The organism is Streptomyces sp. NPDC056144 (genome assembly GCF_042264145.1).
Lineage (GTDB): Bacteria > Actinomycetota > Actinomycetes > Streptomycetales > Streptomycetaceae > Streptomyces.
Genome location: NZ_JBHJVF010000003.1, coordinates 332,163 through 351,289, shown reverse-complemented (window position 1 = coordinate 351,289; position 19,127 = coordinate 332,163). Strand labels below are relative to the sequence as shown.

Below are 19,127 nucleotides of genomic sequence, written 5' to 3'. Positions count from 1 at the left end.
GCCCTCGGTTCACCTTTTGTGACGGCGAAGCACCCGAAAGGGTTGCATACGGACCTGTGACTTCCCCGTGATCAACGCGCCGCGCCCACCGTGAGTTCACGGTGGGCGCGGCGGTTTACGCAGGTCACGACAGGATTACGAGGGCGATGCCCCACCACTGCCGCGTGACGCAGGTCACAAGTCGATCATGCGTCAGTCGTTGTTGGCGGCCCCGGGGGTCGTCTTCTGGATCTGGAGCAGGAACTCGCCGTTCGACTTCGTCTGCTTCATCTTGTCGAGGAGCAGCTCGATCGCCTGCTGCTGGTCGAGCGCGTGCAGCACGCGGCGCAGCTTCCAGGTGACCGCGAGCTCGTCGCTGCCGAGGAGGATCTCCTCCTTGCGGGTGCCGGACGCGTCGACGTCCACCGCGGGGAAGATGCGCTTGTCGGCGAGCTTCCGGTCGAGCTTGAGCTCCATGTTGCCGGTGCCCTTGAACTCCTCGAAGATCACCTCGTCCATGCGCGAACCGGTGTCGACGAGCGCGGTCGCGAGGATGGTCAGCGAGCCGCCGTCCTCGATGTTGCGCGCGGCACCGAAGAAGCGCTTCGGCGGGTAGAGCGCGGTCGAGTCGACACCACCGGACAGGATGCGGCCGGAGGCCGGCGCCGCGAGGTTGTACGCGCGGCCCAGGCGGGTGATCGAGTCGAGCAGGACGACCACGTCGTGACCCAGCTCGACGAGACGCTTGGCGCGCTCGATGGCCAGCTCGGCGACGGTGGTGTGGTCCTCGGCCGGGCGGTCGAAGGTCGAGGAGATGACCTCGCCCTTGACCGACCGCTGCATGTCGGTGACCTCTTCCGGACGCTCGTCGACCAGGACGACCATCAGGTGGCACTCGGGGTTGTTGTGCGTGATCGCGTTGGCGATCGCCTGCATGATCATGGTCTTGCCGGTCTTCGGCGGGGCCACGATCAGACCGCGCTGGCCCTTACCGATGGGCGAGACGAGGTCGATGATGCGGGTGGTGAGCACGCCCGGGTCGGTCTCCAGACGGAGCCGGTCCTGCGGGTAGAGCGGGGTCAGCTTGTTGAACTCCGGGCGGCCGCGGCCGGAGTCGGCGGCCATGCCGTTCGCGGAGTCGAGGCGGACCAGCGCGTTGAACTTCTCGCGGCGCTCGCCGTCCTTCGGCTGGCGCACGGCGCCGGTGACGTGGTCACCCTTGCGCAGGCCGTTCTTGCGGACCTGGGCGAGGGAGACGTACACGTCGTTCGGGCCGGGCAGGTAGCCGGAGGTCCGGATGAACGCGTAGTTGTCGAGGATGTCCAGGATGCCCGCGACGGGGATCAGGACGTCGTCGTCGGAGACCTGCGGCTCGCCGGCCTGGAAGTCGTCACGGCCACGACGGCCGCGGCGGTCGCGGTAGCGGCCGCGACGGCCACGACGGCCGCCCGCCTCGTCGTCGTAGTCGTCCTGCGGACCGGCCTGCTGGCCGCCGCCCTGCTGGCCCTGGCCCTGGCCCTGGCTCTGCTGGCCCTGACCCTGACCCTGGCCGCCCTGGCGCTGACGCTGGCCGCCCTGGCCGCCGCCCTGCTGCTCGTCGCCCTTGCCGCGCTCGCGCTGACGGTCGCGGCGGTCACGGCGCTCGCCGCGCTCCCCACGCTCGCCGCGGTCACGGCGGCTGCGGCCCTCGGCGCCGTCGACGGCACCCTCGGCCTGCGCGTCGGCCTTGGTCTCCGTACGCGCGGTCTCCGTGCGCGCCTCGACCTTGACGGTCTGCGCGGCCTCGGACTTGGCCTCGCCCTCCGGCGAACCGGCGGGGGCGGTGGCGCGACGGCGGCGACGCTCGCCGACCGGCGCGTCCTCACTGGCCGGCTGGCCGGGGATGTCGATCTGCTGCTGGGCAGGGGCCTTCTCGGCCTTCTCCGCCTTGGGCGCGGCGGTCTCGGCCGCGGTCTCGCCCGTGCGCGCCTTGGAGGTGGCGCGGCGCTTCGGCTTGGTCTCGGCGGCGGCGTCGGCCTTGGCGGGGGCGGCGGAGCCTCCTCCGGCCTGCGTCTCCTTGATGACCTCGATCAGCTGGCTCTTGCGCATCCGCGCGGTGCCCCTGATGCCGAGGCCGGACGCGACCTGCTGCAGCTCGGCCAGGACCATGCCGTCGAGGCCGGTGCCGGAGCGGCGGCGCCGTGCGGTGCTGGCAGCACCTGCGGCGGGCGCGGAGGTGTCGACACTGCTGTCGGCAGTCACGCCCATCAGATCGGTGGTGTCGCTCACGAAGGGTCCTTCCCTGGAGCGGACGTCGGCCATCTGGCTCGGCGACCGGTTGTGCTGTCCGGCAGGGTCCTGGCTTGTGGACCGTGTCCGGGGCGGTGGTCCCGCCGGGTACGGCGGAGAGAGAAAAACGTGCTGTGGGTCCGGCCCGAGGCCCCCTGCTCGGCCCTCACCGGAAAAAGCGAGGGGTGTCGCGCCGGTTCCGGAGCGTGCTCAAAACTGCTCAGGCAGGCTGCTCAGCAGTTGAGGAGGCTTCCGGAAGAATCGGTGGTCCCTGATGGGGACACTCCGCACCGCTCCACAAAGAGGTCAGGTGCAGACTTGAGGTTAACACTACCGGCTCCAACAAACATTCCCCCTCTCCCTCACCGGCAATCTCGTGTCCGGGCGGTGGGGGGCGCTGCCCGGCGCCCCCTCGCGGCCCGCCGCCGCGCGCCCCTAGGGCGCCAGCGGCAGCACGCTCGCTCCGGACGCGTCGAGGTCGAGCCGGTTGGCGGCCCATCCCTCACCCGCGAGGAGGGCGACCTTGTCGGCCGTCCCCGGTTCGGCCAGCGCGAGGACCGTGGGGCCCGCGCCGGAGATGACCGCGGGGACGCCGTCCGCGCGCAGTCGGTTCACGAGGGCGATGCTCTCCGGCATCGCGGGGGCCCGGTACTCCTGGTGCAGCCGGTCCTCGGTGGCCGCGAGCAGCAGCTCGGGGCGGCGGGTCAGGGCCTCGACGAGGAGGGCGGCGCGGCCGGCGTTGGCGGCGGCGTCCACGTGCGGGACGGTGCGCGGGAGCAGGCCGCGGGCGGTCTCCGTCAGTACGGGCTTTCCGGGGACGAAAACCACCGGAACGATGGAATCCGAAGGATCCATCCTGATCGCCTTCGCGGCACCGGACTCGGTCCACGCGAGGGTGAAGCCGCCGAGCAGACAGGCGGCGACGTTGTCGGGGTGACCCTCGATCTCGGTGGCGAGTTCGAGCAGGGCGGCCTCGTCGAGCTTCGCGTCCCCGCCTATGGTCACGGCGCGGGCGGCGACGATGCCGGCACAGATGGCGGCGGAGGAGGAGCCGAGGCCGCGGCCGTGCGGGATGCGGTTGGCGCAGACGACCTCGAGGCCGCGCGGCTGTCCGCCGAGCAGGTCGAAGGCCGTGCGGAGGGACCGTACGAGCAGGTGGCTCTCGTCGCGCGGGAGGGTCTCGGCGCCCTCGCCCGCGATGTCGACGTGCAGGCCGGAGTCGGCCACCCGGACGACGACGTCGTCGTAGAGACCCAGCGACAGGCCGAAGGCGTCGAAGCCCGGGCCGAGGTTGGCGCTGGTGGCGGGGACGCGCACCCGTACGGCGGCGGCGCGGAACGCTGGACCGGCCATCGCTCGTTGACTCTCCTTGATTGCGACAACGGTGTTTCGTACAGCGAGTGTTCACGAAAACGTACTCGGAGACCCGGATTCCGCATCGGCCTCAGGGGGCGACAACGGCAACAACACCGCGCATATGCGTCGGGGCGGGTTCGGTACAGCCTATCGAAGGAAGGTTCTGTGGCGACATAGGGCGCACAGGAGGCGCACGATGCGTGTCGCGAGCCAACCTGTGCGCCTATGTACGTTCCTGATCGGGTTTCGATCAGTACTCCCCCGGGCGCCGGGGGAGTCGAGATCAGGCCAGGCCGAGACGCTCGGCGGCGGCCGCGGCGTCGACGGGGACGGTGACCGGCTGGGGGGCGCCGGCGACGGCCCAGTCGGGGTCCTTCAGGCCGTTGCCGGTGACCGTGCAGACGATCCTCTGACCCGGGTCGACCTTGCCCTGCGCGGCGGCCTTCAGGAGACCGGCGACCGAGGCGGCCGAGGCCGGCTCGACGAAGACGCCCTCCTGCGCGGCCAACAGGCGGTAGGCCTGGAGGATCTCACGGTCCGTCACCTCGTCGATGAAACCGCCCGATTCGTCGCGCGCGGCGATCGCGTAGTCCCACGAGGCCGGGTTGCCGATACGGATCGCGGTGGCGATCGTCGACGGGTCCTTGACGACCTCGCCGCGCACGAGCGGCGCGGAACCGGAGGCCTGGAAGCCCCACATGCGGGGGCGGTGGGTCGCGAGGCCGTCCTCGGCGTACTCGCGGTACCCCTTCCAGTACGCCGTGATGTTGCCGGCGTTGCCCACGGGCAGGACGTGGATGTCGGGGGCGTCGCCCAGCATGTCCACGATCTCGAACGCGGCGGTCTTCTGGCCCTCGATGCGGACCGGGTTGACCGAATTGACCAGCGCCACCGGGTAGTTCTCGGACAGGCTGCGCGCGAGCGTCAGGCAGTCGTCGAAGTTGCCGTCGACCTGGAGGATCTTGGCGCCGTGCACGAGGGCCTGACCCATCTTGCCGAGCGCGATCTTGCCCTGCGGCACCAGGACGGCGGAGACCATGCCGGCCCGCACCGCGTAAGCCGCCGCCGAGGCGGAGGTGTTGCCGGTGGACGCGCAGATGACGGCCTGCGCGCCCTCCTCCTTGGCCCTGGTGATGGCCATCGTCATGCCGCGGTCCTTGAAGGAACCGGTGGGGTTGGCGCCCTCGACCTTGAGGTGCACCTCGCAGCCCGTGCGCTCGGAGAGGACCTGAGCGGGGACGAGCGGCGTACCGCCCTCACGGAGCGTGACGACCGGCGTCGTGTCCGTGACCGGAAGACGGTCCCGGTACTCCTCGATGATGCCGCGCCACTGGTGGGTGCCCTTGCTGGTCATGGGTCCTTTACTCCCCTTCAACACGCATGATGCTGGCGACACCGCGCACGGTGTCGAGCTTCCGCAGCGCCTCGACGGTCCCGGAGAGGGCGGCGTCGGGCGCGCGGTGGGTGACGACGACGAGAGAGGCCTCGCCGTCCTTGCCCTGCTGGCGGACCGTGTCGATCGACACGCCGTGCTCGGCGAAGACCGTCGCGACCTGGGCGAGGACGCCCGGCTTGTCGGCCACGTCGAGGCTGATGTGGTACCGCGTGACGACCTCGCCCATGGAGCTCACGGGCAGCTGGGTGTACGCGGACTCGCCGGGGCCGTTGGCCTCGTTGAGCTTGTTGCGGCACACGGCGACGAGGTCGCCGAGGACGGCCGAGGCCGTCGGGGCGCCACCGGCACCGGGGCCGTAGAACATGAGCTGCCCGGCGGCGTCGGCCTCGACGAAGACGGCGTTGTACGCCTCGCGGACGGAGGCCAGCGGGTGGCTCAGCGGGATCATCGCCGGGTGCACGCGCGCGGTGACGGACCCGCCGTCCGCGGCCCGCTCGCAGATCGCGAGCAGCTTGATGGTGCAGCCCATCTGCTTCGCCGAGGCGAAGTCGGCGGCGGTGACCTCGGTCATGCCCTCGCGGTAGACGTCGTCGAGGCGCACGCGCGTGTGGAAGGCGATGCCGGCGAGGATGGCGGCCTTGGCGGCGGCGTCGAAGCCCTCGACGTCGGCGGTCGGGTCGGCCTCGGCGTACCCGAGGGCGGTGGCCTCGTCGAGCGCCTCGGAGTAGCCGGCGCCGGACGTGTCCATCTTGTCGAGGATGAAGTTCGTCGTGCCGTTGACGATGCCCATCACGCGGTTGATCTTGTCGCCGGCGAGGGACTCGCGCAGCGGGCGGATCAGCGGGATGGCGCCGGCGACGGCGGCCTCGTAGTACAGGTCCTGCCCGTGCTGCTGGGCGGCGGCGTAGAGCGTCGCGCCGTCCTGGGCGAGGAGCGCCTTGTTGGCGGAGACGACGGAGGCGCCGTGCTCGAACGCGGTGGTGATGAGGGTACGGGCCGGCTCGATCCCGCCGATGACCTCGATGACGACGTCGATGTCCCCGCGTTTGACGAGGGCGGTCGCGTCGGTGGTGATCAGCTCGGCCGGGACGCCGCCGCGGACCTTGTCGGGGCGGCGGACGGCCACGCCGGCGAGCTCGACCGGCGCGCCGATGCGCGCGGCGAGGTCGTCGGCGTGCGTCGTCATGATGCGCGCCACCTCTGAGCCGACCACTCCACAGCCCAGCAGCGCCACCTTCAGCGGACGCGTACGCATCATCCGACCTCTTTCCCGTACTTCAGCTTCGTCTACGGTCGTTTCTCTACGGCTCTCCGCGGCCGTAGCCCCCCGGATCGCTCCGGTGGAACCAGTCTCACTCACCGGACGGGGGTTTCCGCCCCCTGTCCGGATCCTGAGACATCTATTTCACCGCTCGGCCATGACTCGACTATTTCATCAGCCGACGTCGAGACGCAGGAGATCTTCCTCCGTCTCGCGCCGGACGATCACCCGGGCCTCGCCGTCGCGGACGGCGACGACGGGCGGCCGGAGCGCGTGGTTGTAGTTGCTCGCCATCGAGCGGCAGTAGGCGCCGGTGGCGGGGACGGCGACGAGGTCGCCGGGCGCCAGGTCGGCGGGCAGGAACGCGTCCCGTACGACGATGTCGCCGCTCTCGCAGTGCTTGCCGACCACGCGGGAGAGCATGGGCTCGGCGTCGCTGGTCCGCGAGACGAGGCTGACGCTGTACTCGGCGTCGTAGAGCGCGGTCCGGATGTTGTCCGACATGCCGCCGTCGACGCTCACGTACGTCCGCAGTCCTTCGAGCGGCTTGACCGTCCCCACCCGGTAGAGGGTGAAGGCGGTGGGCCCGACGATGGCCCGCCCGGGCTCGACGGAGATCCGGGGCGTGCGCAGCCCGGCGGACTCGCACTCCCGGGTGACGATCTCGCTGAGCGCCTTGGCGATCTCGTGCGGCTCGCGCGGGTCGTCCGCGGAGGTGTACGCGATGCCGAGGCCGCCGCCGAGGTCGATCTCGGGCAGCTCGACACCGTGCTCGTCCCTGACCTCGGCGAGCAGCTGGACGACGCGGCGGGCGGAGACCTCGAAGCCGGCCATGTCGAAGATCTGCGAACCGATGTGCGAGTGGATGCCGACGAGCTCGATCGCGTCCAGCTTCAGCGCGCGGCGGACGGCCTCGGCGGCCTGCCCGCCGGCGAGCGCGATGCCGAACTTCTGGTCCTCGTGGGCGGTGGCGATGAACTCGTGCGTGTGCGCCTCGACGCCGACGGTCACACGGATCAGCACGCGCTGCCGCTTGCCGAGGGACTGGGCGATGTGCGCGACGCGGACGATCTCCGCGAAGGAGTCGAGGACGATCCGGCCGACGCCGACCTCGACGGCCCGCCGGATCTCCTCCTCGCTCTTGTTGTTGCCGTGGAAGGCGATGCGCTCGGCGGGCATGCCGGCCGACAGCGCCGTGGTCAGCTCGCCCCCGGAGCAGACGTCGAGGTTCAGCCCCTCCTCGGCGAGCCAGCGCACGACGGCGCGGGAGAGGAACGCCTTGCCGGCGTAGAAGACGTCGGCGTCCCCCCCGAAGGCCTCGGCCCAGGCGCGGCAGCGGGCGCGGAAGTCGGTCTCGTCGAGGAAGTACGCGGGGGTGCCGAACTCCTCGGCGAGCGCGTCGACGGCGATCCCGCCGACGGTGGCGACACCGCGCTCGTCCCGGGCGACGGTCCGCGCCCAGACCTTGGGGTCCAGAACGTTCAGGTCGGCGGGCGGCGCGGTGTAGTGGCCCTCGGGGAGGACGTCTGCGTGGCGGGGCCCGGCGGGGTGGGCGGAACGGCTCATGAGTGGCTCTTTCAAATCCGATCGGGTGCGCTGATGCCGAGCAGGGACAGGCCACCGGCAAGCACCGTCCCGGCGGCTTCGGCGAGCGCGAGCCGGGACCGGTGGGCGGCCGAGGGTTTCTCGTCACCGAGCGGCAGCACGGTGTGCTGGAACGCGAGCAGCGCGTCGGCGGTGGCTTCGAGGTGCCGGGCGACCCGGTCGGGGGCGCGGTGGCGGGCGGCGGCGAGGAGCACGGCGGGGTGGTCGCCGAGGGCATCGAGCAGCGCGGGCGCGTCGACATCCGCGCCGGCTTCGTACGCGTACGAGGGGGTGACCCCGAGCTGTGCGCCGTTGACGATCAGCCGCCGGACGCGGGAGTGCGCGTACCGCACCCGGAAGAGGCTATTGCGTTCGTGCTGGACGAGCAGCGGCGGCCCGTCCAGAGCCCGGTCGTGCGGGGCGGCCCGCAGGAGGGACCAGCGGGCGGCGTCGACGCCGAGCACGGCGGTGTCGTACGGAGCGGGGCGCACGTACAGCGTCTCGCCACCGCCTACCTCCGTGTGCGCCCCCTGGGACCGCAGCAGACCGGCCACCACCTCGCCCACGACACAGGCCCGCGCCTCCGTCACCTCGGCGAACCGGACGGTGGTCCCGGCAAGCGCGGTGCCGTGCCCGTACGCGAGTCCGGCGTCCCGCACGGCCCGCACGAGCTCCCCGGCGCGGTCCTGCCCCTGAAGCGTGAAATTGAGGAACCCGGGCCCGGTGATCTCCACACCGCGAAGCCCGGGAACGTCGCGAAGCCGCTCCTCGATGACCCTGGCGACGTCGATCGCGCTGCGACCGGCGGGCCGGGCGAGGGTGAGGGCGATATTGCTCGCGTACTCCCCCGACCCACCGGGCCGGGCCCGCTCGACCTTCACCCGCGGGGGTACGTCAACCGCCAGCGCACCGTCGTCGACCGCACGGCGCACGGCGTGCAGCACGGTGAGGGAGAGGTCCGCGGGGGTCACACTCCAAGCCTAGGGGAGGAGGGGGGGCCCAGCGCGAACCGGTTTCGACATGCGGGCACTCGGCGTGCACTCAGCGGGGGCTCCGCAGGCGCTCAGGGGGCCCTCAGGGGGAGACGACAGTTGCGTGCGGTTCCTCTCCGGCGTCTCCGGCTTCTCGGGAATCACCGGAACCAGGCCCGGCCTCGCGCCGCTCGCGCCGCTCCCGGTGCATCAGCTGCCGGACGACGTGGACAAGCTCGGACGGCTCGAAGGGCTTGGCCAGAAACGCGTCGACACTGGCCCCGGCCCCACCGGTCACCTCGTGCTCGCCGCAGGCGCTGATGATCGCCACCGGCAGATGCCTGGTGCGCGGATCGGCGCGCAGCCGCTCGGCCGTCTTGATCCCCCCGAGGCGGGGCATGACGACGTCGAGGGTGACGACATCAGGACAGACCTGATGCACGACATCCAGACACTCGGCACCATCGGCCGCGGTCACGACCTCGAACCCCTCGAGTTCGAGATTGACCCTGATCAACTGCCGGATCACCTTGTTGTCGTCGACAACAAGCACCCGACCGGACATGCCTGACACATCAACGAGAGTAGGACGCCCCGAGGGGCTGCGTCCGGGTTTTGCCCACTTCCGACCCGTGCGGGGGACCCGCCGCCCGGTGACACCCTGGAAATCCCTGTTCACAGGCACACCCCCAAGGCTGGTAGGGTTCTACCCGTCGCCGCCGAACGCGGCAACGCCCCCGTAGCTCAGGGGATAGAGCAACGGCCTCCGGAGCCGTGTGCGCAGGTTCGAATCCTGCCGGGGGCACTCCAGCTCGGACAGCGTGATCAACCCGCTGACCAGCGAGAGTGCCAAACACAAAGACCCGGACTCAGTCCCACTGAGTCCGGGTCTCTGTCGTTGTGTGTCACTGATCGCGAGTGAGTGGCGAGTGAGCCTGTTTGGTGCTCGCCGGCACATCACCTGACGCCGGGCAGCGCGGCTCGACACCCCGTGACGAATCGCCAACCCGCACGTAAGAATCGCGCCGACGTAGGTCATCACCTCCGGAGGACACGGGTGCAACAGAGCCAGAAGAAGCCGAACTGGATACTCCAGACTCTCGCCATCATCGCGGCGCTTGCGGCCGTCAGCTTCCTCGCTTGGATGCTGGTTAAGGGACCGTGGCGGTTCGACGGTGCCCACCTAGATCGACTCACCAAGGATGACGCTCCGAAGGCGGTGCTCGTCACTGGGTTCCGCACCGCCGTGGTGAGCTTCGGGCTTGCAGCCGTGGCCGTCCTCGGCGCGTACCTGACGTGGAAGAACCTTCAGGTGACCCGCGCAACCCTTGAGCAGACGCAGGAGAGGGACCGGAAGCAGCACGCCCTATCTGAAGAGAACCTGGCACACACGAGGGCCATGGACAGGGAGAAGCAGGACCTCGCCCGCGAGGGGCAGGTTACCGAGCGCTACGTCAAAGCTGTGGGACTCCTCGCTTCCGAGAGCAACACATCCCAGCTTGGCGGCATCTATGCCTTGGAACGCATAATGACCGACTCGCCAGAGGATGCTCTCACCATCATCCAGTTGCTGTCTGGGGCGATCAGGGAGAGTAGTAAGAAGCAGCGGGAAGGCAACAACGGGGAGGACCCCGCGACCGTTCGCGAACCCGATCGATCGGCGTTCGCAGTCATTGCCCGCCGAAGCACCGACATTGTGGGAGCCGAGAGAGCACGAGCCCTCAACTTGAGGAGGGCCAACCTGGCTGGCGTAAGCCTCATAGGCAACGAGACGAGCGATCTGCGCGGCGCCGACTTCACCAAAGCCAAGTTGAACAACTCGGACTTCAACGGTGCGGCGCTCACAGCTGCACGATTTTCTAAGGCCAATCTCCGGCGGGCGGACCTCTCGAACTGCGACCTAAGGGAAGCTCACTTCGACCAAGGTGCGATCCTGGAACGGGCCAACCTTGACGGCGCCAACCTCAGCGGCGCTAATCTCCGGGCGGCACAACTCCAAGGGGCATACCTCCGGGGGACCAACCTCTCAGGAGCGGACCTGCACGAAGCCAACCTGGGTGGAGCCGGGGAATCGCTGGCTGTCGTCGAAGCCACCCAACTCCTTGCGGCTCATGTAACCAGCAGCACCATCCTTTCCCCTCACCTTTCTAATTCCGAGGGAATGGAAGACCACATCAAGCGATGCACCGAGGAATACATTGAAGGCAGGCGACATGGCGAATAGCCGCCTGCTGGTGTTGTAGTGATGCAGTGATCGGCAGGCGCCAAGCGGGCCCGCGAGTCGGAGTTCTATGACTCCGACTCGCTCGACAGCTAACGGCCTATGATCCTTCCACCCATCCCATGGCCTCTTCGATCTTCCTGTTGTTCAACTCCTCGTGTCCGTCAATGCAGCCCTCGTAGCGGCGGTGGATGACCTCGGGTGAGTTGCCCGCCCGGCGGGCCACCTCGGCGACGGGGACTCCCGCGTTCAGCCAGTTCGTGATGCAGGTGTGCCGCAGGTCGTACGGCCGGTGGGCGAGCGGTGAATCCACTTTGTCTGGCGGGAGGGCGATCGGCCGGGCATCCTGCCAGACCCTCCAGTAGCTGGACGTTCCGAGCACGGCGCCACGCTCGTTGGCGAAGAGCCGGCCATCCTTCGCCGTGCCGAACTCCGCTATGTGCGCGCGAAGCATGGCGACCAACGTCGGGGGAATCGGGACCGGCCGGTCCGCCTTGGGCTCACGGGACTTGAGTCCGCGCTTGTCGTGGCGCTGCCCCGAGTCCGTCCATCGCTTGCCGGACACCGGCCGGGTCTCCTTGAGCGTGAGCGTCCCCCACCCCTTCTCGGGGAGGTAGCAGTCCTTCTTCCGGAGCCCCACCGCCTCGGCCGGCCGCATCGCCGCGTACATCTGGCAGGCGAAGAAGGCGACGAGTCGGCGCCCGCGGTTCCGGTGGACGGAGCCCACGTAAGAAACCGCCGTGAGGAGCTGTTCGCCCTGGACTGCATTAACCAGAACACGGGGGTCCACCACGTCACCCTTGGTGGACCCCGCACGCTTCACTCCCGCGAGCGGGTTCTCCTCCAGGTACCCGCACTCAATGGCGTACTCCATGGCCGTGTTGAAGCCGCGGCGCCGACGCTTGTAGGTCTCCCCCGCCGCCGGGGTGTCGTCCAGCTTGAACGAGAGCCGGTACTGGACGTCCCGCACCACCTTGGGGTCGGTGAGAGCCGAGAGCGCCAGCGATCGGGTCCGGAGCCACGTGCATGCCGCCACGAGTTCCGGCGGCGGATCCTCGTCCTGGTGTGCCGGTACCACCGCCCACCGCATCGCGAGCCGCGTCTCCTCCGGCGTGGGCGCCTTCTTCCCGCCCTCCACCATCGCGAGCGCTACCGTGGCCAGGCTGTCGGCCAGCCCTTCACGAGTCTTTGCCGCCGCCGTACGCCACCGGCTCGACATGTACTCGCGGCTAAAGTCCCACCACGACGGGTCGGGCTTCTCGTTCTCCTTCGCGGCAGCGGCCCGGAGCTCCGACTCCGGCAGGCCGGACGCCACGTCGAATGCCTCTCCCTTCCGCATCGCCTGCCACAGCTCGGAGCGACGGCTCTCCGCGAGGGCCACGGTGGCAAAGCTGGCGGCCTTCACCTTTCCGGCGACCGTCCAGCGGATCTGATACGGAGCCTTCTTGCTCCGTACCTGGTTGACCTTCCAGACCCGTACGTCCGTAGAGAGGGTCAGGTCCCCGGAAACGGGCGGGCGCCCGCTGTTGCGGGCGCCCGGGGTGTTGCTGGACTTGCGGTAAGTCACGCGGCTTCCTCCAGGGTCTCGATCCAGCGCTCCAGATCCGAGCGACGGATGCGGACCGCGCCGTTCGGGAGCTTGATGGCCTTCGGGCCCTTCTTGAGCTGGCGCCACCGGTAGAAGGTGGCTCGGGGTATTCCGATCTCCTTCACGACCTGGGGGATCGTGAGCATCTCGTCACGCGTCGCGGACACGGGTCCTCCTCGACTGGCTACCGAAGACAGGGCGGAGCGCCGCAGAAACCGCAGAATCCGCAGAAACCTGCGGATCCGGGGCCTGACCTGCGGCGTTGGGGGTGCGGGGGCGGCTGCCGCAAAAATCGCGAGAATCGCCGCAGAAATGGACGGAGGCACCGAGGGCCGAGCGTCGCGTAACCGGCGACGGGATTTGTGCGGCGGTTTCGCGGATTTTTGCGGCTGCCGGGCCGACGGGCCGTTTCCGCAGGTGGGGACGGCCACCCGGGGGTTTCTGCGGATTCTGCGGTTTGTGCGGCGGGGGTCCCATGCGAAGGCGGGCGGGGACGCTCACGCCTTGGCCTCGCGGACGCTCGGATGAATCAGGTAGCGGGGCGCCGGCGGGCGACCCCGTTTGCCGGTGCGGGGCGGGGTCTCGCTGCGGAGGTAGCCGTGCTCCTCCAAGACGGCAGCGGCCGGCTCCAGTTCGGCGATGGTGGGGAACTCGGAACGGGAGAGCTTGGCGAAGAGGTCCCGGCGGCTGACGCTCTCCCAACCGTTGTCCTCCAGGACGGACAGCAAGCTCCGGGCGCGAGCCAGGGTGGCGTCGGCGCCCATGAGGTCGAAGACGGTCAGGGCGTGGGCGGCGAAGTAGTCGGCCACTTCGATCGCCGCGCCCATCGTGGTGGCACTGATCGGGGCATTGGTGCCGCCGTCGATGTGCTCGGCGAGGTGGAGCAGACCGGCGATGCGGGCCGCGGCGCCCACGAGTTTCCCGGCCCACTTCCCGATGTGCCCGAGACGCCCGCCCTTGGTGCGGAGCTGCGGCTCCAAGCGCTCGCCGTACGCCTTGAGGACAGCATCGGCCTCGGGGCCCACCTGCACCACAAGGGGGTCGGTCCAGTCCGCGAGCTTGAGCGTGAGAGCGAAGACGTTCCGCTCGTACGTCGCACCAACAGCGGGCGGAACGGGGTCCGGGTCGATCTTCCGGTAGCCCACCAGCGACTCGGGCAGGCAGTAGAGGAAGCGGGCGAGCAGCCCGCGGCCGTCGAAGCCGCGGTTCTTGCCGATGTCCTCCAAGACGCTGGGCTGGACGGCGAGCCCCATGGTGAGCGCGGGCGCCTCGATGAACTCCTGGCGGGTCCGGCGGTCGACGCGCAGCCGGTCGCCGGCGTGGCCCTTGAGGAAGACCTCCATGTTGGGCACACCGGAGTACCGCCCGGCGATGATGTCGAAGATCCCGCCCTCGGCGGACATGACCGCGAGCCTGCCGCCCTGCTCGGCAAGCAGGGTGGTGACGGTCTCCGGGGTGGCATCGTCGGCGAGGAGTCGCGGGCGCGGCGGCACAGTCAGGGACTCGGCGGTCTGGGCGAGGCCGATCGCCTCGGCCACCAGGTTGTCCCGCTCGGGACCCTCCGCCTTGGCGGCTTGAGCGGCGGCCTTGTCGGCGGCCTCGCGCGCCATGCGGGCGGTGACCTCGGCCTCCACGATCGTGAGGTTGGAGCCCTCCACGAGCGTGTTCTCCGCCTCGTAGAGCGGGGCCGTCATGGCGGCGAAGACGGCGGACTTACGGTTGGCCGGACCGAGGGCGACGACGACGAAGAGGTTCGTGGGCTCGCGCCACCGCCCGCGGACCTGGACGACGGCCCGGCCGCCGGCCGCGGTCGCGAGGACGGAGAGGGCGAGGGCGCCCGCGAGGTCCACTGGGGTCTGGGTCTCCTCGGCGAGCGCGACGACGAGGTCCGCGACCCAGCCGGGGAGGGCGTGGACGGGGAACGGCGGCAGCTTCGGCTGTCGGTCCAGCGGGATCGGCTCGGGCCACGCGGTCGGGACGGTCGCGGCGCCGAGCGCGAGGGCCTCGCGGAGGTCGTCCTCGGTGGCCTCGGCCGACATGCCGGCCTGGACGATGCGGGTGCCGACCTCGATGCTCCGGCGGCGCCGCGCGAGGTCGTGGACGATCTCGGCGTAGTAGGTGGCGTTGGCTGTGGAGGGCACGGCTTGGATGAGGGTGTGGAGGTAGGGCCGTCCGCCCGCGCGGACGAGCTCTCCGGTCTGCTCCAGGTGGTGCCCGAGGGTGATCGGGTCGACGGGCTGTCCCTGGGCGTGCAGGGCGAGGATCGCGCGGTGGATCGTCTCGTGGGCGGGCACGTAGTGGTCGCCCGGGTCCATCGAGCCGTTCACGTCGCCGATGACGCCGGGCGCGAGCATGAGCGCGCCGACGACGGCCTGTTCGGCTTCCCGGTCGTGCGGCGCCATCCGCTCGGTGCCGCCGGGCGCGCTGTGCAGCGGCACCACGGGGGCGTACTGCCCATGGGCGGGCTCAGGTGTCATGCTGAGGGTTCTCCTGTTTCTGTCGAAGGGACGGAGAGCCGGGGCGGTCGCGGTCTTGTGGTGAGAGGCGACCGCCCCGGGCACAGCTACTTCTGCTTGAGCCACCGCTCGTACTGCTGGCGGACGTAGGCGCGAGGGTCGCAGATGACCGCGGTGCCGTCGGTGTCCATGAGGCGGCGGGCTGCCGCGGTGGCCATCTCCGCCGCGTCGGTGCGTACGCGCTCGCTCTCGTCGCCCAGCGCGATGCGGTCAAGGAGCGCGGCCTTGCGGAGCCAGAACTCGCGGCCGAGGCCCTTGCCGAACGGCTTGTCGGCCGCGGTGCCAGCGGTCCAGCCGACCTCGCTGATGATGCTCGGGGCGAGCGCGTAGGCCTCCTCGGGCGTCGGCCACCGCTCGGCCCGCAGGTCGGCGGTGAGGTAGAGGCGCTCGCGCTTGCCGTCGCGGGTGGCGTACTGGCGTACGGCACCTGTGGTGAAGGTGCCGCCGAGCGCGGCGGTCACCTGCTCGGTGTCGTCGGGGTCGCAGATGACGCGGATCTCGAACATGGGTCAGTGCTCCTTGGTGTTCTCGGTGGCGGCGAGTTCGGGCAGTCCGGCGCGGGTGAGGACCTGGGGGTCGAAGCCGGGCAGGGCCGCGCGCGTGAGGAGGGCGGTGGCGAGCTGCTCGGCGTAGAGGGCGCCGGTGCGGGCGGCCTCGATCTGGGCTCCGGCACGCAGGGCTTCCACGCGCTCGATGTGGGCGTGGTCCTCGCGCCGCTCGACGGTGCGGCGCTCGTAGGCGGTGGTCTCGCTGCGGGCGGTGCGCCAGTAGCGGGCGGCGAGGCCGTAGGCGACGGCGGTGGCGAGCACCCAGAGCAGGAGCGGGAGGGACAGTCCGTCGGCGTATCCGGCGACCCCGGCGAAGGCGAGGCCGCCCGAGGTCGCGAAGGCAGCTCCGGCGAGGACGCTGTCCCCGCGGTGTCCGGCGGAGGCGAAGGCGCCGGCCGTGGCGGCTCCGGCGGCGAGGACGACCATCAGGATGGCATTGCCGACGGAGTGTTCGGCGCCGTTGGCGTTCCAGATCCGGCTGAGGACCAGGACCGTGGACGTGGCGAGGGCGGGGGCCACCTTCGGCATGGCCGTGGTGAGCCAGTGCGGGGCGGTGATCGGCTCGTTCATCGCGTGCTCCTTCGGCTAGTTGGCGAGGTCGGAGAGGGCCGTGGCGGAGGACTGGACGAGGTTGGCGATCGGCTCGTACGCGCCGGTCCCGGCGGCGAAGAACCCGAAGAGGAAGAGCACGATGGCGGCGCCGGCGCCGGAGGACTTGCTCTTCACGGCGAAGGCGGACGCGGCGCCGAAGAGCAGGACGGCGGAGATCTCGAAGTTCATGTCAGGCTCCTGTCGTTGCGGGGTCAGCGGGTGCCGTCGCGGTGGACGCGGGCGGCGATGTTGAACAGGTGGCGGCCGACGCGGATGCGGATGCCGTGGCCCTTGCAGCGGCGGCAGGTCTTGCCGCGCTTGGGCTTGCCCTTGCGGTCCGTCATGAGGGCGAAGCCGAGTCCGTTGCACTTGCGGCAGTTACCGAACGGCGAGGCCGCACACAGGGCGGAGTAACCGAGCGTGATGGCGAGCAGGAGTGCGCTAGCGGTGAGGAAGGGGGTCATCGGGGGCCTCTCCGGCGGTTTTCCGGGTATGCGCAGGTCAGCCCGCTAGGTACTAGCGGGCTGACCAGATGCGGTATGGGGTGCTAGCGGTGCCGCTAGATCTAGCGGGGCTTGCTGCTAGGTCTAGCGGCGATCCGTGTCAGCTCGCGTCCCGGCTTCCGTCACGTTCCGTGATGGCAGCGGAGATGCGGGAGCGCTCGATGCCGCGCCGGTTGGCGCCCTTGCCGCTCTCGGTCTTGCCCCACACCTGGGTGGTGGAGATGCCGTGGGGCTTGAGGGCGGCGGCCAGTCCCTCGGGGTCCCAGCCGCCGTAGACGTCGGGGCGCAGCTCGGCGAGCCGGGCCACGACGACTTCGGACCAGACCTTGGGCTCCTCTGCGGGGACGACGGCGAGGATGTCGCGCAGCAGGTCGTACGCGCTGGTCTCGCCGGTCTCGAACGACTCGCCCAGCGCGTGGCCGGAGAGGGTGCCGGCCTGTTCGCGGAGCTTGCGGGCCCGCAGGCCGATGGTCTCGGCGGTGGGGGCGTCGACGTAGACGGAGGAGACGATCCGGGCGTCCGCTCCTTCGCCGACGAAGTAGTGGATGCCCTTGTCCTTCCAGGAGAACATCGTGGCCCGCACGCCTCGCTTGTACGAGGACGTGCCCAGGACCATGTCGTTCTCCAGCTGGCCCATGACCTTGAGGCAGAACCGGGCCGACGCGTTCGCGCTGATGCCGGTCGGCAGGGCCTTGGCGTCGGGGCGCTGGGTGGCGAGCAGCAGCACGATGCCGGTGGCTGGGCCGCGCTTGACCAGGTCGGTGCAGATCTCCTCGAACTCCGCGCCGTGCTTTGGGTGTTCGAACCACACCTGGCACTCGTCCACGCCGACGACGATCGGGTGGAGCCCCAGGTTCTTCATGTTCGCCAGCTCGCTGGTGACCTTCGACTCCGGGCAGATGTCCCGGGGCAGGGAGCGGATCATCTTCGCCCGGCGTCGCAGCTCGTCTCGCAGTTCCCGCAGGTCGGCGAGGGCGTACTCGATGTCCTCGTCGTCGTCCCCGGCGCGGTGGCGGTGCGAGACGCGCTCGCCGACCGGGTCGAGGTCGCCGGTGCCCTTGAGGTCGTAGGTGTGCAGCTCGGCCCGCGGGTCGAGGGCGGCGATCAGGAGCAGCAGTCGCAGGAGGAACGTCTTGCCCATGCGGGGGATCGCGCCGATGACGGCGGCGATGTACATGAGCGTCATCTCCACCCAGCGTCCGCGCTGGTCGGTGCCGAAAGCGACCGGCTTGAACAGGTCCGTGGCCCCGCTCTTGAGCAGCGGCCACACGGGCTTCCGCGCGGTCGACATGTCCTGGTCGCCGACCCACAGCACCAGGTGCCCGGTGTGTTCCTCCGGTACGGCTTCGGGCCAGACGCAGCCCAGCGGGCGGCGCAGGCCGGACGCGAGCTTGTCGCGGCGCTCGATCACGTCCGTGACGGTCACGCCGTACGGGAGGTCGCCCTCCGCACGCCAGCCAGGCCCGTCGCGGGTGATCGGGGCAGTGAACGTGAAGCCGTCCCGACCCTTGCCCTGTGCCTGGTTGATCGCCGGGATGCCGAGCGCCCCCAACGCGCGCAGGACGATGTCGCTGGTGAGCTTGGGTGCTTTGGTGACCTCCACGGCCCGGTTGATGACCGGAGCGTCGGCCTGGCCGCCGGCCGACCCGAGGGCGAGCAACAGCGCACCGACCGAGACGACCTGGAGCCAGCCGGGGGCGAGGACGTAGAGGGCGAGCGCGGCGCCCATGCCGATCAGCGTGGCGAGGGTGGCGACCAGGGTCCGGAGCCGGACGCGGCCGTCGCGCTGCCGCGACAGCTTGAGGTACTCCGCCGCGTCCTCGCGCCGGACGGCGGCGAGCCGGACGGGCTCGCCCTCGCGGTCGGCGACCCAGCGCATCGTGCCGCCGACGAACTTCGCCGCACCGCGCGGGGCCTGGAGGGCGAGACGCCCGGCGTAGACCGGGGAGCGGAGCGCGTGGTACCCGGCGAGGTGGCTGTAGTGGCTGGCGACCCAGCGGGCGGCGGTCTTGAGATCGGCCGTCGACCGCAGCCACGCGGGGACGATCCGTCGCCGCTTGGCGCCCGCGAGTCGGCCGAGGTAGCCGGGCCCGGCGAGCGCCGGGCCGTCGACCAACCGGCGGGCCGACGGGTCACCCGACTCGTCGGCCGACTCGCGCGTGTGGGAGTCGGCCGACGCGTCGGCGGTGGAGTTGGCCGACTCGGTGCGGGCGGATCGGGCCTTGTCGAGGTCGACCACGTCGGCCCCGGAGTCGGGCGACCCGGTGGTGGCCATGTCGGCTTCGAGTCGGTCGAAGAAGTCGTTCTCGTCGTCGGGGTGCTTCACTGAGACTCTTCCTTCTCTC

At 70.5% G+C, this 19,127-nt stretch carries 16 protein-coding genes and 1 tRNA gene; 2 read left to right on the top strand and 15 right to left on the bottom strand.

Translation table 11 applies throughout. The annotated features are described in order from the left end of the window. Positions 1-192 precede the first annotated feature (192 nt). The 7 genes from rho to ACFC0Z_RS12430 all read right to left on the bottom strand — a co-directional run bounded on the left by rho (position 193) and on the right by ACFC0Z_RS12430 (position 9,380). Positions 193-2,247: a transcription termination factor Rho gene (gene rho / locus ACFC0Z_RS12460; RefSeq protein ID WP_376435863.1), complete on the bottom strand. Its 2,055-nt coding sequence runs from the start codon at positions 2,245-2,247 to the stop codon at positions 193-195. 435 nt (positions 2,248-2,682) lie between these two features. Next, positions 2,683-3,600 (bottom strand): homoserine kinase, encoded by a 918-nt coding sequence (thrB, locus tag ACFC0Z_RS12455; RefSeq protein WP_376435860.1) that lies wholly within the window; start codon positions 3,598-3,600, stop codon positions 2,683-2,685. A 286-nt stretch (positions 3,601-3,886) separates the two neighbouring features. Continuing rightward, positions 3,887-4,957 carry a threonine synthase gene (gene thrC, locus ACFC0Z_RS12450; RefSeq protein WP_376435856.1) on the bottom strand — a complete coding sequence of 357 codons (1,071 nt, stop codon included), beginning with the start codon at positions 4,955-4,957 and terminating at the stop codon, positions 3,887-3,889. A 7-nt stretch (positions 4,958-4,964) separates the two neighbouring features. Further along, a complete protein-coding gene (locus ACFC0Z_RS12445; protein ID WP_376435853.1) occupies positions 4,965-6,257 on the bottom strand; it encodes a homoserine dehydrogenase in 1,293 nt (430 codons plus the stop codon). 177 nt (positions 6,258-6,434) lie between these two features. Further along, entirely contained in the window at positions 6,435-7,826 is a 1,392-nt protein-coding gene (gene lysA, locus ACFC0Z_RS12440) for a diaminopimelate decarboxylase (protein WP_376435850.1), read from the bottom strand. A gap of 11 nt (positions 7,827-7,837) precedes the next feature. After that, entirely contained in the window at positions 7,838-8,815 is a 978-nt protein-coding gene (gene nrtL, locus ACFC0Z_RS12435) for an ArgS-related anticodon-binding protein NrtL (protein ID WP_376435848.1), read from the bottom strand. Between the two features lie 103 nt (positions 8,816-8,918). Next, positions 8,919-9,380 carry a response regulator gene (locus ACFC0Z_RS12430; RefSeq protein ID WP_376436669.1) on the bottom strand — a complete coding sequence of 154 codons (462 nt, stop codon included), beginning with the start codon at positions 9,378-9,380 and terminating at the stop codon, positions 8,919-8,921. Positions 9,381-9,548: 168 nt separating this feature from the next. On the opposite strand from ACFC0Z_RS12430, the gene ACFC0Z_RS12425 reads away from it, so the two are divergent. After that, positions 9,549-9,620: transfer RNA gene (locus ACFC0Z_RS12425), tRNA-Arg, on the top strand. 252 nt (positions 9,621-9,872) lie between these two features. Further along, the gene (locus tag ACFC0Z_RS12420) at positions 9,873-11,039 is read left to right on the top strand and encodes a pentapeptide repeat-containing protein (RefSeq protein WP_376435845.1); all 1,167 of its coding nucleotides are present in this window, start codon (positions 9,873-9,875) and stop codon (positions 11,037-11,039) included. Positions 11,040-11,136: 97 nt separating this feature from the next. On the opposite strand, the gene ACFC0Z_RS12415 is transcribed toward ACFC0Z_RS12420, so the two are convergent. The 8 genes from ACFC0Z_RS12415 to ACFC0Z_RS12380 all read right to left on the bottom strand — a co-directional run bounded on the left by ACFC0Z_RS12415 (position 11,137) and on the right by ACFC0Z_RS12380 (position 19,108). Beyond that, on the bottom strand, positions 11,137-12,603 hold the full coding sequence (locus tag ACFC0Z_RS12415) for a tyrosine-type recombinase/integrase (RefSeq protein ID WP_376435842.1): 1,467 nt from the start codon (positions 12,601-12,603) through the stop codon (positions 11,137-11,139). Further along, positions 12,600-12,791 (bottom strand): helix-turn-helix transcriptional regulator, encoded by a 192-nt coding sequence (locus ACFC0Z_RS12410; RefSeq protein ID WP_376435839.1) that lies wholly within the window; start codon positions 12,789-12,791, stop codon positions 12,600-12,602. The genes ACFC0Z_RS12415 and ACFC0Z_RS12410 overlap by 4 nt, the downstream gene beginning before the upstream one ends. Before the next feature lie 330 nt (positions 12,792-13,121). Continuing rightward, complete coding sequence (locus tag ACFC0Z_RS12405; RefSeq protein WP_376435836.1) at positions 13,122-15,101, bottom strand: DUF3987 domain-containing protein; 1,980 nt, start codon at positions 15,099-15,101, stop codon at positions 13,122-13,124. Between the two features lie 86 nt (positions 15,102-15,187). Beyond that, positions 15,188-15,646, bottom strand: coding sequence for a hypothetical protein (locus ACFC0Z_RS12400; protein WP_376435833.1), 459 nt, complete (start codon positions 15,644-15,646; stop codon positions 15,188-15,190). 3 nt (positions 15,647-15,649) lie between these two features. Continuing rightward, entirely contained in the window at positions 15,650-16,258 is a 609-nt protein-coding gene (locus tag ACFC0Z_RS12395) for a hypothetical protein (protein WP_376435830.1), read from the bottom strand. Positions 16,259-16,273: 15 nt separating this feature from the next. Continuing rightward, the gene (locus ACFC0Z_RS12390; RefSeq protein ID WP_033206753.1) at positions 16,274-16,468 is read right to left on the bottom strand and encodes a hypothetical protein; all 195 of its coding nucleotides are present in this window, start codon (positions 16,466-16,468) and stop codon (positions 16,274-16,276) included. 23 nt (positions 16,469-16,491) lie between these two features. Beyond that, positions 16,492-16,743 carry a hypothetical protein gene (locus ACFC0Z_RS12385; RefSeq protein ID WP_376435827.1) on the bottom strand — a complete coding sequence of 84 codons (252 nt, stop codon included), beginning with the start codon at positions 16,741-16,743 and terminating at the stop codon, positions 16,492-16,494. A gap of 139 nt (positions 16,744-16,882) precedes the next feature. Beyond that, positions 16,883-19,108: a cell division protein FtsK gene (locus ACFC0Z_RS12380; RefSeq protein WP_376435824.1), complete on the bottom strand. Its 2,226-nt coding sequence runs from the start codon at positions 19,106-19,108 to the stop codon at positions 16,883-16,885. Positions 19,109-19,127: the final 19 nt, after the last annotated feature.

Coding starts and splice junctions, on each gene's coding strand:
- thrB (WP_376435860.1), bottom strand. CDS start 3,600: ATGGCCGGTCCAGCGTTCCGCGCCGCCGCCGTACGGGTGCGCGTCCCC.
- thrC (WP_376435856.1), bottom strand. CDS start 4,957: ATGACCAGCAAGGGCACCCACCAGTGGCGCGGCATCATCGAGGAGTAC.
- ACFC0Z_RS12445 (WP_376435853.1), bottom strand. CDS start 6,257: ATGATGCGTACGCGTCCGCTGAAGGTGGCGCTGCTGGGCTGTGGAGTG.
- lysA (WP_376435850.1), bottom strand. CDS start 7,826: ATGAGCCGTTCCGCCCACCCCGCCGGGCCCCGCCACGCAGACGTCCTC.
- ACFC0Z_RS12430 (WP_376436669.1), bottom strand. CDS start 9,380: ATGTCCGGTCGGGTGCTTGTTGTCGACGACAACAAGGTGATCCGGCAG.
- ACFC0Z_RS12405 (WP_376435836.1), bottom strand. CDS start 15,101: ATGACACCTGAGCCCGCCCATGGGCAGTACGCCCCCGTGGTGCCGCTG.
- ACFC0Z_RS12400 (WP_376435833.1), bottom strand. CDS start 15,646: ATGTTCGAGATCCGCGTCATCTGCGACCCCGACGACACCGAGCAGGTG.
- ACFC0Z_RS12395 (WP_376435830.1), bottom strand. CDS start 16,258: ATGAACGAGCCGATCACCGCCCCGCACTGGCTCACCACGGCCATGCCG.
- ACFC0Z_RS12390 (WP_033206753.1), bottom strand. CDS start 16,468: ATGAACTTCGAGATCTCCGCCGTCCTGCTCTTCGGCGCCGCGTCCGCC.
- ACFC0Z_RS12385 (WP_376435827.1), bottom strand. CDS start 16,743: ATGACCCCCTTCCTCACCGCTAGCGCACTCCTGCTCGCCATCACGCTC.